Here is a 14,148-nt window from a genome sequence, read left to right on the forward strand (position 1 = left end):
CGCTTGACAATGTCGATTTCCTGTCGATATTACTATGATGTCAGACCAATTTAAAAACCAATTAGGGAACCGGTTCTGACCTGATTGCGCGTTGAGATTCTGGACCGGACACTGGGCCAAACACTAGGTTAGTCTCTGGGCTGATCGCGGGGCTGATCTCTGGGCCAATCTGTAAAATGGAGGCAGGATGAAAGATCGCAGGCTGCTGCAAATAGCGCCATTACCGCCGATGGATCGTGCCCGGCAGGTAACGGATGCTCTCGCCAATTACATCGCGACAGCGCAGCTTCAGGCCGGTGACCGCCTCCCCGCAGAACGTGAATTGATGACTGCACTCGCCGTTGGTCGGTCCACCATTCGCGAAGCAATCCGTCATTTTCAGGCATTGGGGGTGATTCAAGCCCGCAAGGGCAGCGGCACTTATCTGCTGAAGCCGATTTCGGCGGCGACAATCCATATGCCGCTCTCATTCGATCCCGCACAGTTGCGCGATGCATTGCTGCAATCGCTTGAAGTACGCCGCGGCATTGAAGCGGAAGCCAGCATGGTTGCAGCGCGCAAACGCACAGCCGATGACCTCGTGATTATCGAGCGCAATCTGAACGAGATGGAGCGTGTTCACATCGCTGAAGGCACGTCAGGCCCCGAAGATCTTGCCTTCCATCTCGCCATTTATGACGCGACCCATAATCCGCTTTTCAGACAATTGCTCGAACAGATGCGCGAAGCCTTTCTGCACTTCTGGGATCATCCGTTTGAGCGCGTCGATTTCGCGCGGCGGACCTTTCCGTTCCACCGCACGCTCTTTAACGCCATCGTGGCTCAGGACCCTGAATCCGCGCGGCTGGAAACACTCAAGATCCTCGACATTGTTGAGGAAGACATCAAGGAAATGTCCAAATGACCGACGGGATGGATTCGCTGGATTTTGCAGCACTTACGGTTGCTCATGATGAAAGCAATGCATACGACGCCGTGGTTCCCCCCATCGTGCAGACCTCGCTTTTTACCTTCCCAAGCTATGACGATATGGTCGCCTCCTATCGCGGCGAAAAAGTTCGTCCAATCTATACACGTGGACTCAACCCGACCGTGCGGGCATTTGAAGAAATGCTGGCGAAGCTTGAGGGCGGCGAAGATGCGCTGGGGTTTGCCAGCGGTATGGCCGCAATTTCATCAAGCGTATTGGCCTTCGTCAATCCGGGTGATCGCATTGTTGCGGTGCGCCATGTCTACCCGGATGCGTTCCGGCTGTTCGGTACCATCCTGAAGCGCATGCAGGTGCAGGTCGATTATGTCGACGGACGTGACGAAGAAGCAGTCGCAAAGGCTTTGCCCGGCGCGAAAATCTTCTACATGGAAAGCCCGACAAGCTGGGTCATGGAAGCCCATGATGTCGGCGCTCTGGCCAAAATCGCCAAACAACACGGCGTTTTGAGCATCATCGACAACAGCTGGGCAAGCCCGATCTTCCAGCGTCCGCTGTCGCTTGGCGTTGATCTCGTTGTGCATTCGGCTTCGAAATATCTCGGCGGTCACAGCGATGTTGTGGCAGGCGTTGTGACCGGCTCGAAAGCGCTGATCAATGCAATTCGCGCAGAAACCTACCCATATCTCGGTGGCAAGCTTTCACCATTTGATGCGTGGCTGCTTATTCGCGGCATGCGTACTCTTCCAACGCGCATGAAGGCGCATGAAGCCTCGGCACTCGAAATAGCAAAGCGTCTTCAAGCGCTCGATACGGTGGAAACTGTTTGCCATCCAGCACTTGCCAATCGCCTGCCAGCAGGGCTGACCGGCACGTCCGGTCTGTTCTCGGTGATCTTCCACGAAGGCGTGAATATCCGCGAATTCTGCAACCATCTCAACCTGTTCAAGCTTGGCGTGAGCTGGGGCGGACATGAAAGCCTGATCGTACCGGGCGAAGTGGTGTTGCAGCAAAAGGCACAGCCAAATTCGGCACACACATTCGGCATTGATGCGCGCTCGGTGCGCCTGCATGTCGGACTGGAAGGAACCGAAGCGCTGTGGAGAGACATTGAAGGAGCGCTCGCTCAGTCAATCGCATGAAATAAACCGCCGTGAGGATAAAAAAAGGGGAACGGAAATGAAGAAACTAGTAGTCGCCGCACTCGCCACCATGCTGATGAGTGGCACAGCGCTTGCCGATACAACATTGAAGCTGGTGGAGGTTATCACCAGCCCGGAGCGCACCAAGACGCTTGAATCAATTGTTGCAAAGTTTGAAGCCGCCAATCCAGGAACCAAGGTGAAAATCATCTCGCTGCCATGGGGCGAATCCTTCCAGAAATTCGCAACCATGGTTTCGGCTGGTGAAATTCCTGACGTCATGGAAATGCCCGACACCTGGGTTTCGCTCTATGCCAATAACGGGATGCTGGAAAGCCTCGAGCCATATCTGGAAAAGTGGGAAACCACGCCAGACCTGACCGAGCGTGCGCTTGAGCTTGGCCGCAGCGTCAAGAACACTGCCTATACGCTGCCTTACGGCTTCTATCTGAACGCCATGTTCTACAACAAGAAGCTGCTGTCTGAGGCTGGTGTATCCGAGCCGCCAAAGACGATGGACGAATTCGTTGAGGCTTCCAAGAAGATCGCAGCCCTTCCCGGCAAGTCAGGCTTCTGTATGCGCGGTGGTCCCGGCGGACTTAATGGCTGGGTGATCTTTGCTGCGTCCATGGCAGGCAACAATAAGTTCTTCAATGAAGACGGCACCTCAACCATGAACAGCGAAGGCTGGAAAAAGGGTATCACCTGGATGGTCGATCTTTACAAGAACGGCCTCGCACCAAAGGACAGCGTGAACTGGGGTTTCAACGAAACCGTCGCTGGTTTCTATAGCGGCACCTGCGCCTTCCTCAATCAGGACCCGGACGCCCTAATCGCCATTGCCGAGCGCATGAAGCCTGAAGATTTCGGCGTTGCCATTATGCCAAAGGGCCCGGATGGCAAGACCTTCCCGACCATTGGCTTTGCCGGATGGTCGATGATGAGCGGAAGCAAAAACAAGGACCTTTCCTGGAAGCTGATTTCCACCCTTGAAGGACCTGAAGGCAACATCGAATGGAACAAGCGCACCGGCGCGTTGCCGGTTCTCAAATCCGCACAGAACGATCCGTTCTATAGCGGTGAGCAGTTCAAGGGCTGGTTCGATGAACTGGCTGACAAGAACGTCGTTCCAACCGTGATGCCGACCTATCTTGAAGAATTTGCCTTCTTCAAGGATTCGCTCGTCATCAAGACGTCGCAGGAAGCGCTTCTCGGCGACATCACGCCGGATCAGTTGGCCGACCAGTGGGCAGAATATCTGACCAAGGCACAGCAGAAGCACCTATCCAAGCAGTAAGCCGCGTAAACTTGACAGGCGCGGAGTTTTCGCGCCTGCTCATCATCTTCATGCAATCCCCGCGAAGGGAAAAATGATGACCGACACCGCTTCCATAAAGGCCCCGGTGCGCAGCGAAGTGCCAAAGCAGGACCAGCGCAGCTTTTTGCAGCGTTTTGCGCACGCCTCCGAACCCTATCTTTACAGTGCTCCGGCGCTGATCCTGATTGGCGCTATCATGCTGGTTCCGCTGGTCCTTGGCGTGTCCTATGCCTTTCGCGATATCCAGTTGCTCAATCCGTTTTCCGGCGGCTTTGTCGGGCTTGAACATTTTCGGGAACTTGCAACCGATCAGGCGTTTTATCGCTCATTGAAAAACACGCTCTGGTGGACGGGCTTTTCGGTCCTGCTGCAATTTGTGTTTGGACTTATTCTGGCATTGCTGCTCGACAAGCCGTTTGCGGGTCGCGGTCTGGCGCAAGCGCTGATCTTCCTGCCATGGGCAGTGCCAACATTCCTGACCGGTCTTAATTGGGCATGGCTGTTTAACCCGGTTATCGGTCCACTTCCTCATTGGCTGCACGCCATTGGACTATTGAGTGCGCCTGACAATATCCTGTCCGATCCCAATCTTGCCATGTGGGGCATTATCACCGCCGGTGTCTGGTGGGGGATTCCGTTCTTTGCGATCACCATGCTCGCGGCCTTGCAGGCCATCCCACGCGATCTTTACGAGGCAGCAAGCATTGATGGCGCGGGCCCAGTGCAGCGCTTCCTTTCTATTACGCTGCCTTATCTTGCACCCACCATGGCCATCACCATTTTGTTGCGCACCGTCTGGATTGCCAACAGTGCAGATCTGATTGTCGTGATGACCGGCGGTGGCCCGGCCGACCGCACGCAGATCGTCGCAAGCTACATTTTCACGCAGGCTTTCAAGCGGCTCGATTTTGGCTATGCGTCTGCCATTGCGATGGTGCTGCTCGTGTTGCTGATGGTCTATTCGATGCTCATCGTGCTGTTGCGCCAGACGCTGCTAAACAAGGATTAAGGTCATGACAAACCGTAAATTTCTCCTTGTCGGCGCACATCGCATAGCTATTTTGCTGTTTGTTCTATTCGCGCTTTTTCCGATCTTCTGGCTGGTCAAAGTTTCGGTCACGCCCAATGACCTGCTGTACAGCGAAGGTGTGCGGCTCTGGCCATCGCGCACGACGTTCGATCACTTCAGCCATGTCTTGAATAACAGCTCGTTCCCGCTGTTCTTCCGCAACAGTCTGATCGTGTCCGGCTCAACCGCCATCATCGTCACGCTGTTGGCATCACTTTCCGGTTATGCGCTGTCACGTTTCAACTTCCGCGCCAAATACTGGATCGTAGCGCTGATGCTGCTCACCCAGATGTTTCCGCTCGTGATGCTGATCGCGCCTATCTATAAGATCATGGCGCCGCTCGGCCTCACCAACAGCCTGATCGGCCTCATCATCGTCTATTCGGCATTCAATGTGCCTTTCGCAACCTTCCTGATGCAGTCGTTCTTCGACGGCATCCCGAAAGACCTCGAAGAAGCTGCGAAGATTGACGGTGCAACGCAATTCATGGCGTTTCGCCAAATCATTCTGCCGCTCACCTTGCCCGGCATTGCAGCCACGCTCGGCTTCGTTTTCACTGCTGCGTGGAGCGAGCTTCTGTTCGCGCTGATGCTGATTTCCGGCAATGATTCAGCCACGTTCCCGGTCGGGCTTTTGAGCTTTGTCTCAAAGTTCTCGGTCGATTTCGGACAGATGATGGCGGCGGGTGTGCTCGCACTGATCCCGGCCTGTCTCTTCTTCTTCCTCATTCAACGATATCTCGTGCAGGGCCTCACGGCAGGCGCGGTCAAAGGCTGAAAGGATTTTTCCCTATGGCTTCCATCGATATTCAGTCAGTCCGCAAGAGCTATGGCGAACATGCTGTTCTGCACGGCGTTGATCTTGAGATCAAAGATGGCGAATTCATTGTGCTGGTCGGCCCGTCAGGCTGTGGCAAATCCACATTGCTGCGCATGATTGCTGGCCTTGAAGACATCACTGCCGGTCAGGTGCAGATCAGTGGCAAGCGCGTCAATGAACTCGCACCCAAAGACCGCGATATTGCGATGGTGTTTCAGTCCTATGCGCTCTATCCGCATATGAGTGTCGCCGACAATATGAGCTACAGCATGCGGCTGCGCAAAACGCCGAAAGAAAAGATCGCAAGCGCCATCAAATCAACAGCTACAAAGCTCGGCCTGGAGCCCTTGCTGGAACGACGGCCAAAAGCGCTTTCTGGTGGCCAGCGCCAACGCGTTGCCATGGGCCGTGCCATTGTGCGTCAGCCCAAGGCCTTCCTCTTTGACGAGCCGCTTTCCAACCTCGACGCCCGCCTGCGCGAGCAGATGCGTGCTGAAATCAAGAAGCTGCATGGTGAGCTGAAAGCCACATCCATCTATGTGACACATGACCAGATCGAAGCCATGACTCTGGCCGACCGTATCGTCGCCATGCATGGTGGCGTGGTGCAACAGGTCGGCTCCCCACTCGAGCTTTATGACCGCCCGGCCAATCTCTTCGTGGCAGGTTTCATCGGTTCCCCCGCCATGAATTTTCTCGATGTTGCCTATCTTGAACAGGATGGTGGTCCGCGTTTGAAACTCAAGGACGGCACGCTCATCGCGCTACCGCAGCCCGTAAAACTCAAGGATGGCGCGAACGCCACGCTTGGCATTCGTCCAGAGCATGTTCATATCGAGAATTCAGCAGGCCTGACGGCTGATGTCGATTTGGTCGAGCCGACCGGCTTCGGCATTATCCTGCATCTCAGCCTGCACGGATTGCCGTTCAAGATTTTCACGCTCGATCGCGATGCGCTTCATGCGCAGGGCTCTATTCAAGTGAGCTTCCCGGCACAGCATCTCCATCTGTTCGATGGCGAAGGAAATCGCGTCGATATTGCTTAAACTGCTTCCGAAAACCGTGTCTGGATGCTTTGTGAAAGCAGGGCTACAGGTCGGGTCTGATCGCCCGCCGCAACCCAGATCAGCTCTTCGATTTCGCTTGAGGCGGTGGGTATCTGCCCATCGTTTAATGCAAGGTGAAACAATTCGGCTTCAACAGTTGCACCTTCTTCATTGGCAGCCGGTGCCGACATCTTTGCAGCATAGCGCAATTGGCTCTCATCAATGAGAATCCCAAGCTCTTCCTCGATCTCGCGGATAAGGGCTGTTTCAGGCTTCTCGCCTGCATCAATCTTGCCACCAGGCTGGAAGAAAATCTCGCTGCCGCGCTTGCGCACGAGGAGGAAACGGCCCGCGTCATCACGGACAATGGCTGCTGCAATAAGAATCGTTTTCATAAGGGCGAAACATCGTCGCGAACACGCACACCGTCAAGAATGATTGCTGCAATGGAGCGTGCTGTCTGCTCATAAAAATCAGGTTCTTCCGTGCGCTTGCCAAGAACGGCTGCGACCTGAACCGAGAAGTCAGAATAATGCTGTGTCACCGCCCAGATCGTGAAAATGAGGTGGTAAGGATCAATCGGCGCAATGCGCTTTTCCTCGATCCAGCGATGAATGACCCGCGCCTTTTCATCGACCAGATCTTTCAGATGACCTTTGAGAAAATCGGTAATGGCCGGAGCACCATGCAGAATTTCATTTGCGAAAAGGCGCGATGCTTCCGGTCTCTTCGCAGAGAGTTCAAGTTTCTGCGTAATATAGTGCCGGAGTTCATCCAGCGGATCGCCTTGCGGGTTGATGCTCTCAAACGGGCCGAGCCATTCTGTGAGTGTCTCTTCGAGAACTGTCACATAGATATTCTGCTTGCGCGGAAAGTAATAAAGCAGGTTTGGCTTCGACATCCCTGCCTTTTCGGCGATCTGGTCGACGGTAGATCCGCGAAAGCCATAGGCAGAAAAGACGTCCAGAGCCGCATCCAGAATCAGCCTGCGATTGATTCCCTGAATGCGGGTCGCACCCTCCGCCTTCTCGTTCACACCTGCTTCGACGGGAGCTGTCGCATCTGTGACCATTTAACACCTTTTGACAGAGCAAAATTTCTTAAAACCGCTTGACCAGTGTCGAACGCTCTTCTAGCCTGCATTTTGACCAACTAGTCAAGTTTTTGCAATTGTTGCAAGAAGATTGAGGCCAAAGAGCCAGGTCGCGGGAACAACATATCATGCGAAGCGCTGGCAGCAATGCCGCCGTTGATGCATGCTTGAAATGTGGAGGCAGAGCGTATGGTGCTCAGCAACAATCCCAGTTTCAGCAATCTCAAGGTCGATGGTGATCGCCTGTGGGACAGCTTGATGGATATGGCCAAAATTGGCCCTGGTATTCGTGGCGGCAATAACCGCCAGACGCTGACCGATGAAGACAGCGAAGGCCGCCAACTTTTCCAGTCGTGGTGTGAAAAAGCCGGACTATCGATGACCGTCGATACGATGGGCAACATGTTTTTCCTTCGCCCCGGCGAAGATGCGGATGCTGATCCGGTCTATATGGGCAGTCATCTCGACACGCAGCCGACAGGCGGCAAATATGACGGTGTGCTCGGTGTGCTGGGCGGACTTGAAGTCATGCGCACATTGAACGACACCAATATCAAGACAAAGCGACCTATCGTGGTGGTCAACTGGACCAACGAAGAAGGTACACGTTTTGCGCCTGCAATGCTGGCATCCGGCGTTTTTGCCGGCGTGCATGAGCAGGACTGGGCCTATGAGCGCACCGACGCCAAAGGCAAGAAATTCATTGATGAGCTGGAGCGCATTGGCTGGAAGGGTGATGAGCCGGTCGGCAAGCGCAAGATCCACTCGATGTTCGAGCTCCACATCGAACAAGGCCCGATCCTCGAAATTGAAAACAAGGATATTGGCGTTGTCACCCATGGCCAGGGGCTGTGGTGGCTGCAGGTTACACTGACCGGCAAAGAAGCGCATACCGGCTCGACGCCGATGAAGATGCGCAAAAATGCAAGCGTGGGCTTGGGTAAGATGCTGCAACTCGTCAACGAGATTGCCATGTCACATCAGCCAGATGCCGTGGGCGGCGTCGGCCATATCGAAGTCTCGCCGAACTCGCGCAATGTGTTGCCGGGTCAGATCGTCTTCACCGTCGATTTCCGCTCTCCTAACCAGAAAACACTCGATGCCATGAAAGAGCGTTTTGAGGCCGAAGCGCCTAAGATCGCAAAGGAACTGGGCATCGGTATCGAGATCGAAGTGGCCGGACATTTCGATCCTGTCACATTCGACGAAGGTTGCGTCACCGCCATCCGCAATGCAGCCGAACGGCTTGGTTACAGCCATCGCAATATCGTTTCGGGTGCTGGACACGATGCCTGCTGGATCAATCGTGTAGCGCCAACTGCCATGGTTATGTGTCCATGTGTGGATGGCCTGAGCCATAATGAAGACGAGGAAATTTCAAAGGAGTGGGCATCGGCTGGCGCTGATGTGCTTCTTCATGCCGTATTGGAGACTGCTGAAATTGTGAGTTAGCATTCGTTCCATCCAATACTGCTTAATGTTCGAAACAAAACCAAAAAGGGGAACGCGAACATGGTAAGTTCTGGGGCCAGCAAAGTGATCAAGGGCGGCACAGTTATTACTGCCGACCGCACCTTTAAAGCCGACGTTCTCATCGAAGGCGAGAAGATTGTTGCCGTGGGTGATAATCTGACCGGCGATGAAACCATTGACGCTTCGGGCTGTTACATCATGCCCGGCGGCATCGATCCGCATACGCATTTGCAGATGCCCTTTATGGGCACCTATTCATCCGACGATTTCGATACCGGCACCGCAGCCGCGCTTGCTGGCGGCACGACGATGGTCGTTGATTTCGTGCTGCCGGGGCCGGAAGGCAATCTGCTCGATGCGTTGCAGGAGTGGTTCCAGAAGGCAGGCAAGGCCCGCACCGACTATTCATTTCACATGGCAATTACCGGCTGGAGCGAACGCGCCTTCAATGAAATGCCGGAAGTGGTGAAACGCGGCATCAATACTTTCAAGCACTTCATGGCCTATAAGGGCGCCTTGATGGTCAATGATGACGAGATGTTCGCATCGTTCCAGCGCTGCGCCGAACTTGGCGCTATGCCGCTCGTCCATGCTGAGAACGGCGATATCGTTGCACAATTGCAGGCAAAGCTGCTGGCCGCTGGTAATGACGGACCGGAAGCACATGCCTATTCGCGCCCGCCGGAAGTGGAAGGGGAAGCCACTAACCGCGCCATCATGATCGCCGATCAGGCGGGTGTGCCGCTTTACGTGGTGCATGTCTCCTGCGAGCAGAGCCATGAAGCGATCCGCCGTGCGCGTCAGAAAGGGATGCGCGTTTATGGTGAACCACTGATCCAGCACCTGACACTGGATGAGAGCGAGTATCATAATCGCGATTGGGATTATGCCGCGCGCCGCGTGATGTCGCCGCCGTTCCGCGACAAGGTCAATCAGGATAGTCTCTGGGCAGGCTTAGCTGCAGGCAGTCTGCAATGTGTTGCAACCGATCATTGCGCCTTCACCTCCGAGCAGAAGCGTCATGGCATTGGTAATTTCACCAAGATTCCAAATGGTACAGGCGGGCTTGAAGAAAGGCTTCCTGTGCTGTGGACACGTGGCGTTCGCACCGGCCGTCTCACGCCCAATGAGTTCGTGGCTGTCACCTCCACCAACATCGCGAAGATTCTCAACATCTATCCGCGAAAGGGTGCGATCCTGCCGGGTGCTGATGCCGATCTCATCATCTGGGACCCGGAAGCGACTAAAAAGGTCTCGGCAAAGACGCAACATTCATCCATTGATTACAATGTCTTCGAAGGTTTTGAGCTGAAAGGCCTGCCGGTCAAGACGTTCTCGCGCGGTCGCCTTGCTTTCGACAAGGGGCATGTAACAGCACAACCGGGCGATGGCCGTTTTGTTGAACGCGAACCAAATGGTGCGGTGAACAAGGCATTGTCGCAGTGGAAGGAAATCGTTGCGCCACGCAAGGTGGAACGCAGCGCCGAACATATGCCGATAGGGGTCTGATACATGGCTCCAGCTCAGCTTCGGGAAATACGCATGAATTCGAATGATAGCGTGGCCCCGAAGAGGGGCTTGGATGATGCGCAGACGGTGATTAACGTCGAGGATCTCTCCTTGGTGTTCGAGACCAATGATGGTCCGGTTCATGCACTGTCCAACATTAATCTCACGATTAAGCGCGGCGAGTTTGTTTCCTTCATCGGCCCGTCGGGTTGCGGCAAGACCACGCTGATGCGTGTGGTGGCCGATCTTGAACAGCCAACCTCTGGCATTGTAACCGTCAACGGCAAGACGCCAGAGCAGGCGCGGCTGGATCGCTCATACGGATATGTCTTTCAAGCAGCCGCTTTGTTTCCATGGCGCACCATTGAAAACAATATCAGCCTGCCGCTTGAGGTGATGGGATATAGTGCCGCCGAGCGCAAAGCGCTGATCGAAAAGAACCTGGCACTGGTCAATCTCACCGGTTTTGAAAAGAAGTTTCCATGGCAGCTTTCAGGCGGCATGCAGCAGCGGGCATCGATAGCACGTGCGCTGTCGTTTGACCCGGACATGCTGTTGATGGACGAGCCTTTCGGCGCGCTGGATGAGATCGTTCGCGATCACCTCAACGAACAGCTTCTCAAGCTCTGGGCCGCAACGCAGAAGACAGTCATCTTCGTAACGCATTCCATTCCTGAAGCTGTGTTTCTGTCCACCAAAATTGTCGTCATGAGCCCGCGTCCGGGCCGCATTCATGAAATCATCGACTGCGATCTTGGTCCTGACCGGACGCTTGATATCCGTGAATCGGAAGCGTTTTTGAAGATAGCCCATCGCGTGCGCGAAGGCCTGCGGCTGGGGCATATCCATGAGTAAATCAGGGGGCATGAGTAAACGGCGGGGGCATAAATCAGGTGAAGGGGGGCGGCAAACATGAAAGCCTTTTTTCACGACAAATTTGTACCGGTTACGACGGTTCTCGCCATCATCATCGGGCTTTGGTATCTGCTTGCGGTCTTTCTCAATGCGCCGTTTGAACGCGATCAGGCGGAGCGCGCCGGAACCGAGATTGCATTCTCGACAACCGTTGCCAACACGATGCATCAGGACCGCCCTGTCCTTCCTGCCCCGCATCAGGTGGCCGAAGAAATCTGGAAAACCGTCTTTGATGTTAAGCCGAGTTCCAAGCGCAGTTTGGTCTATCATGGCTGGGTAACGCTTTCGTCGACCTTGCTTGGCTTCGTGCTGGGATCGGCGCTTGGCGTATTGCTGGCGGTCGGCATCGTGCATTCGCGCACGCTCGACAAAAGCCTGATGCCGTGGATCATCACCTCGCAGACGATCCCCATTCTCGCCATCGCACCGATGATTATCGTGGTTTTGAACGCCATCGGCATATCGGGGCTTTTGCCAAAAGCCATCATATCGACTTACCTTTCCTTCTTTCCCGTGGCCGTGGGCATGGTGAAAGGTCTGCGATCCCCCGATGTCATGCATCTTGATCTGATGCGGACCTACAACGCGTCACAGAATCAAGTTTTCTGGAAACTGCGCTGGCCCGCTGCCATGCCCTTCCTGTTCACATCCATGCAGATCGCCGTCGCCATCAGCCTTGTGGGCGCTATCGTCGGCGAATTGCCAACGGGCGCAGTCGCGGGCCTTGGCGCACGTTTGCTTGCCGGTTCTTATTACGGGCAGACCGTTCAGATATGGGCAGCACTTATTGCAGCTGCGATCATGGCCGGAGTGCTTGTGGCCCTCGTCGGGTTTGTCGCAAGCGTCGTCAATCGACGCATGGGTGCAAAGCCAGAAAGGGCGGTAACATGACGAATGTCATAATCATCATCGCGCTGATTGCCGTCTCATGGGCGATTGTCGGTTGGGTCGCAAGCCTGAAATCCCGCAATCCCCGCAGCCAGAAATTGCTGGACATCGCGGTCCCTGCCCTGTTCGGCCTTGCAATGCTGCTCCTGTGGGAAGTCACTGTGCGGTTGTTTGCCGTGCCGCAGGTGCTTTTGCCCGCACCATCGGTTATATGGGCGCGGATAACCAGTTCCATCCCAATCCTGTGGGCCGACTTTCAGCAGACATTTCTTAAAGCTGTTATCATTGGCTATGTTGCGGGCTGCGGTCTGGGCTTCATCACCGCCATCATCGCTGACCGTGTGCCATTCCTGCGAAAAGGGTTGCTGCCGCTCGGCAATCTCGCTGCTGCCCTCCCCATCGTCGGCGTTGCGCCCATTATGGTGATGTGGTTCGGCTTCGACTGGCACTCGAAAGCAGCCGTCGTCATCATCATGACCTTCTTCCCGATGCTGGTAAACACCGTTGCGGGGCTTGCTGCGAGCGGTTCGATGGAACGCGACCTGATGGAAACCTATGGCTCAAACTACTGGCAGACACTCGTCAAACTGCGCCTGCCTGCAGCCATGCCTTTCATCTTCAATGCGCTCAAAATCAACTCCACACTGGCGCTGATCGGCGCGATTGTCGCCGAGTTTTTCGGCACGCCGATTGTCGGCATGGGCTTCCGCATATCGGCTGAAATAGGCCGCATGAATGTGGATATGGTCTGGGCCGAAATCTTTGTAGCCGCTCTTGCAGGGTCGCTCTCTTATGGGCTGATCGCAATGATTGAGCGCAAAATGACATTCTGGCACCCTTCATACAGGAGGGCTTAAGCCTGAATATTTGGCATCTACAAAAATAAGGTAGAGCCTTAACCAGAGGAGAACTGAAATGAAAAAGGCAATTTCTGTATGCCTTGGAACAGCCGGACTGGCGCTCGCGCTTATGAGTAGCTCGGCAATGGCAGCGGACAAGCTGACCTTGCAGCTCAAGTGGGTCACACAGGGACAATTTGCAGGCTATTACGTTGCCAAGGACAAAGGCTTCTACGAAGCCGAAAATCTAGACGTGGACATCAAGCCGGGTGGCCCGGACGTTGCTCCGCCACAAGTGATTGCTGGCGGTGGCGCGGACGTGGTGGTGGACTGGATGCCTTCGGCACTCGCAACCCGCGAAAAAGGTGTGGCGCTCGTCAATATCGCACAGCCTTTCAAGAAATCCGGTATGATGCTGACCTGCCGCAAGGACACCAACATTACCAAGCCGGAGGACTTCAAGGGCCGCACGCTTGGCGTCTGGTTTGGTGGCAATGAATATCCGTTCCTGTCATGGATGAGCCATCTGAAAATTCCGACCGAAGGCGGCAAGGATGGCGTGACCGTCCTCAAACAGGGCTTCAATGTCGATCCGCTGATCCAGAAGCAGGCCGACTGCATTTCTACCATGACCTATAACGAATATTGGCAGGTGATCGATGCCGGGATTCCTGCCGACCAGCTCGTCGTGTTCCCTTATGAAGAACAGGGCGTGGCAACGCTGGAAGACGGGCTATATGTGCTTGATAAGAGCCTTGATGATCCTGCAATGGTCGACAAGCTCGCCCGCTTTGTCCGCGCTTCGATGAAGGGCTGGCAGTATGCATCAGAAAACCCTGCTGAGGCGGCCGAAATCATTCTCGAAAATGATGCTTCGGGTGCTCAGACTCAGGAAGTTCAGGAGCGGATGATCAAGGAAATCGGCAAGCTGATCGACGGTTCAGACGGCACGCTGGACGTGGCAGCAGCAGACCGCACGGTCGAGACACTACTCGGTGGCGGTTCCGATCCTGTAATTACCAAAAAGCCGGAAGGCGCATGGACCTCCAAGATCACGGATGCGATGAAGAAGTAACAAAGTGCATAACAAAAAAACCCCGGAAGATTG

General features: G+C 54.8%; 14 protein-coding genes. 12 read left to right on the forward strand and 2 right to left on the reverse strand.

The window, feature by feature from the left end:
• Positions 1 to 187 precede the first annotated feature (187 nt).
• From QBD00_RS03700 to QBD00_RS03725, 6 genes are all read left to right on the forward strand, one after another.
• On the forward strand, positions 188 to 904 hold the full coding sequence (locus QBD00_RS03700) for a FadR/GntR family transcriptional regulator (protein ID WP_318578679.1): 717 nt from the start codon (positions 188 to 190) through the stop codon (positions 902 to 904).
• Positions 901 to 2,070: a PLP-dependent transferase gene (locus QBD00_RS03705; RefSeq protein ID WP_318578680.1), complete on the forward strand. Its 1,170-nt coding sequence runs from the start codon at positions 901 to 903 to the stop codon at positions 2,068 to 2,070. The genes QBD00_RS03700 and QBD00_RS03705 overlap by 4 nt, the downstream gene beginning before the upstream one ends.
• Before the next feature lie 37 nt (positions 2,071 to 2,107).
• Entirely contained in the window at positions 2,108 to 3,367 is a 1,260-nt protein-coding gene (locus tag QBD00_RS03710) for a sugar ABC transporter substrate-binding protein (protein WP_318578681.1), read from the forward strand.
• A 76-nt stretch (positions 3,368 to 3,443) separates the two neighbouring features.
• Positions 3,444 to 4,397 carry a sugar ABC transporter permease gene (locus QBD00_RS03715; protein ID WP_318578978.1) on the forward strand — a complete coding sequence of 318 codons (954 nt, stop codon included), beginning with the start codon at positions 3,444 to 3,446 and terminating at the stop codon, positions 4,395 to 4,397.
• Between the two features lie 4 nt (positions 4,398 to 4,401).
• Entirely contained in the window at positions 4,402 to 5,235 is an 834-nt protein-coding gene (locus QBD00_RS03720) for a carbohydrate ABC transporter permease (protein ID WP_095446003.1), read from the forward strand.
• Between the two features lie 14 nt (positions 5,236 to 5,249).
• Entirely contained in the window at positions 5,250 to 6,323 is a 1,074-nt protein-coding gene (locus tag QBD00_RS03725; protein ID WP_318578682.1) for a sn-glycerol-3-phosphate ABC transporter ATP-binding protein UgpC, read from the forward strand.
• On the opposite strand, the gene QBD00_RS03730 is transcribed toward QBD00_RS03725, so the two are convergent.
• Both QBD00_RS03730 and QBD00_RS03735 read right to left on the reverse strand, forming a co-directional pair.
• On the reverse strand, positions 6,320 to 6,718 hold the full coding sequence (locus QBD00_RS03730) for an NUDIX hydrolase (protein WP_095446001.1): 399 nt from the start codon (positions 6,716 to 6,718) through the stop codon (positions 6,320 to 6,322). The two genes, QBD00_RS03725 and QBD00_RS03730, sit on opposite strands and share 4 nt — an antisense overlap.
• Positions 6,715 to 7,395 (reverse strand): TetR family transcriptional regulator C-terminal domain-containing protein, encoded by a 681-nt coding sequence (locus tag QBD00_RS03735; protein ID WP_095446000.1) that lies wholly within the window; start codon positions 7,393 to 7,395, stop codon positions 6,715 to 6,717. Before QBD00_RS03735 ends, QBD00_RS03730 begins: the two co-directional genes overlap by 4 nt.
• A 210-nt stretch (positions 7,396 to 7,605) precedes the next feature.
• On the opposite strand from QBD00_RS03735, the gene QBD00_RS03740 reads away from it, so the two are divergent.
• The 6 genes from QBD00_RS03740 to QBD00_RS03765 are packed head-to-tail and all read left to right on the forward strand — an operon-like array spanning position 7,606 to position 14,115.
• Positions 7,606 to 8,868 (forward strand): Zn-dependent hydrolase, encoded by a 1,263-nt coding sequence (locus QBD00_RS03740; RefSeq protein ID WP_318578683.1) that lies wholly within the window; start codon positions 7,606 to 7,608, stop codon positions 8,866 to 8,868.
• Between the two features lie 60 nt (positions 8,869 to 8,928).
• The gene (hydA, locus tag QBD00_RS03745) at positions 8,929 to 10,398 is read left to right on the forward strand and encodes a dihydropyrimidinase (RefSeq protein ID WP_318578684.1); all 1,470 of its coding nucleotides are present in this window, start codon (positions 8,929 to 8,931) and stop codon (positions 10,396 to 10,398) included.
• A gap of 33 nt (positions 10,399 to 10,431) precedes the next feature.
• Positions 10,432 to 11,253, forward strand: a complete 822-nt coding sequence (locus QBD00_RS03750; protein ID WP_095445997.1) for an ABC transporter ATP-binding protein — start codon at positions 10,432 to 10,434, stop codon at positions 11,251 to 11,253.
• A gap of 57 nt (positions 11,254 to 11,310) precedes the next feature.
• Positions 11,311 to 12,204, forward strand: a complete 894-nt coding sequence (locus tag QBD00_RS03755) for an ABC transporter permease (protein ID WP_318578685.1) — start codon at positions 11,311 to 11,313, stop codon at positions 12,202 to 12,204.
• Positions 12,201 to 13,058: an ABC transporter permease gene (locus tag QBD00_RS03760; RefSeq protein ID WP_318578686.1), complete on the forward strand. Its 858-nt coding sequence runs from the start codon at positions 12,201 to 12,203 to the stop codon at positions 13,056 to 13,058. Before QBD00_RS03755 ends, QBD00_RS03760 begins: the two co-directional genes overlap by 4 nt.
• 58 nt (positions 13,059 to 13,116) lie before the next feature.
• Entirely contained in the window at positions 13,117 to 14,115 is a 999-nt protein-coding gene (locus tag QBD00_RS03765) for an ABC transporter substrate-binding protein (protein WP_264230592.1), read from the forward strand.
• Positions 14,116 to 14,148: the final 33 nt, after the last annotated feature.

The sequence above is a fragment of the Ochrobactrum sp. AN78 genome (assembly GCF_029909885.1).
GTDB classification, from domain to species: Bacteria; Pseudomonadota; Alphaproteobacteria; order Rhizobiales; family Rhizobiaceae; genus Brucella; species Brucella quorumnocens.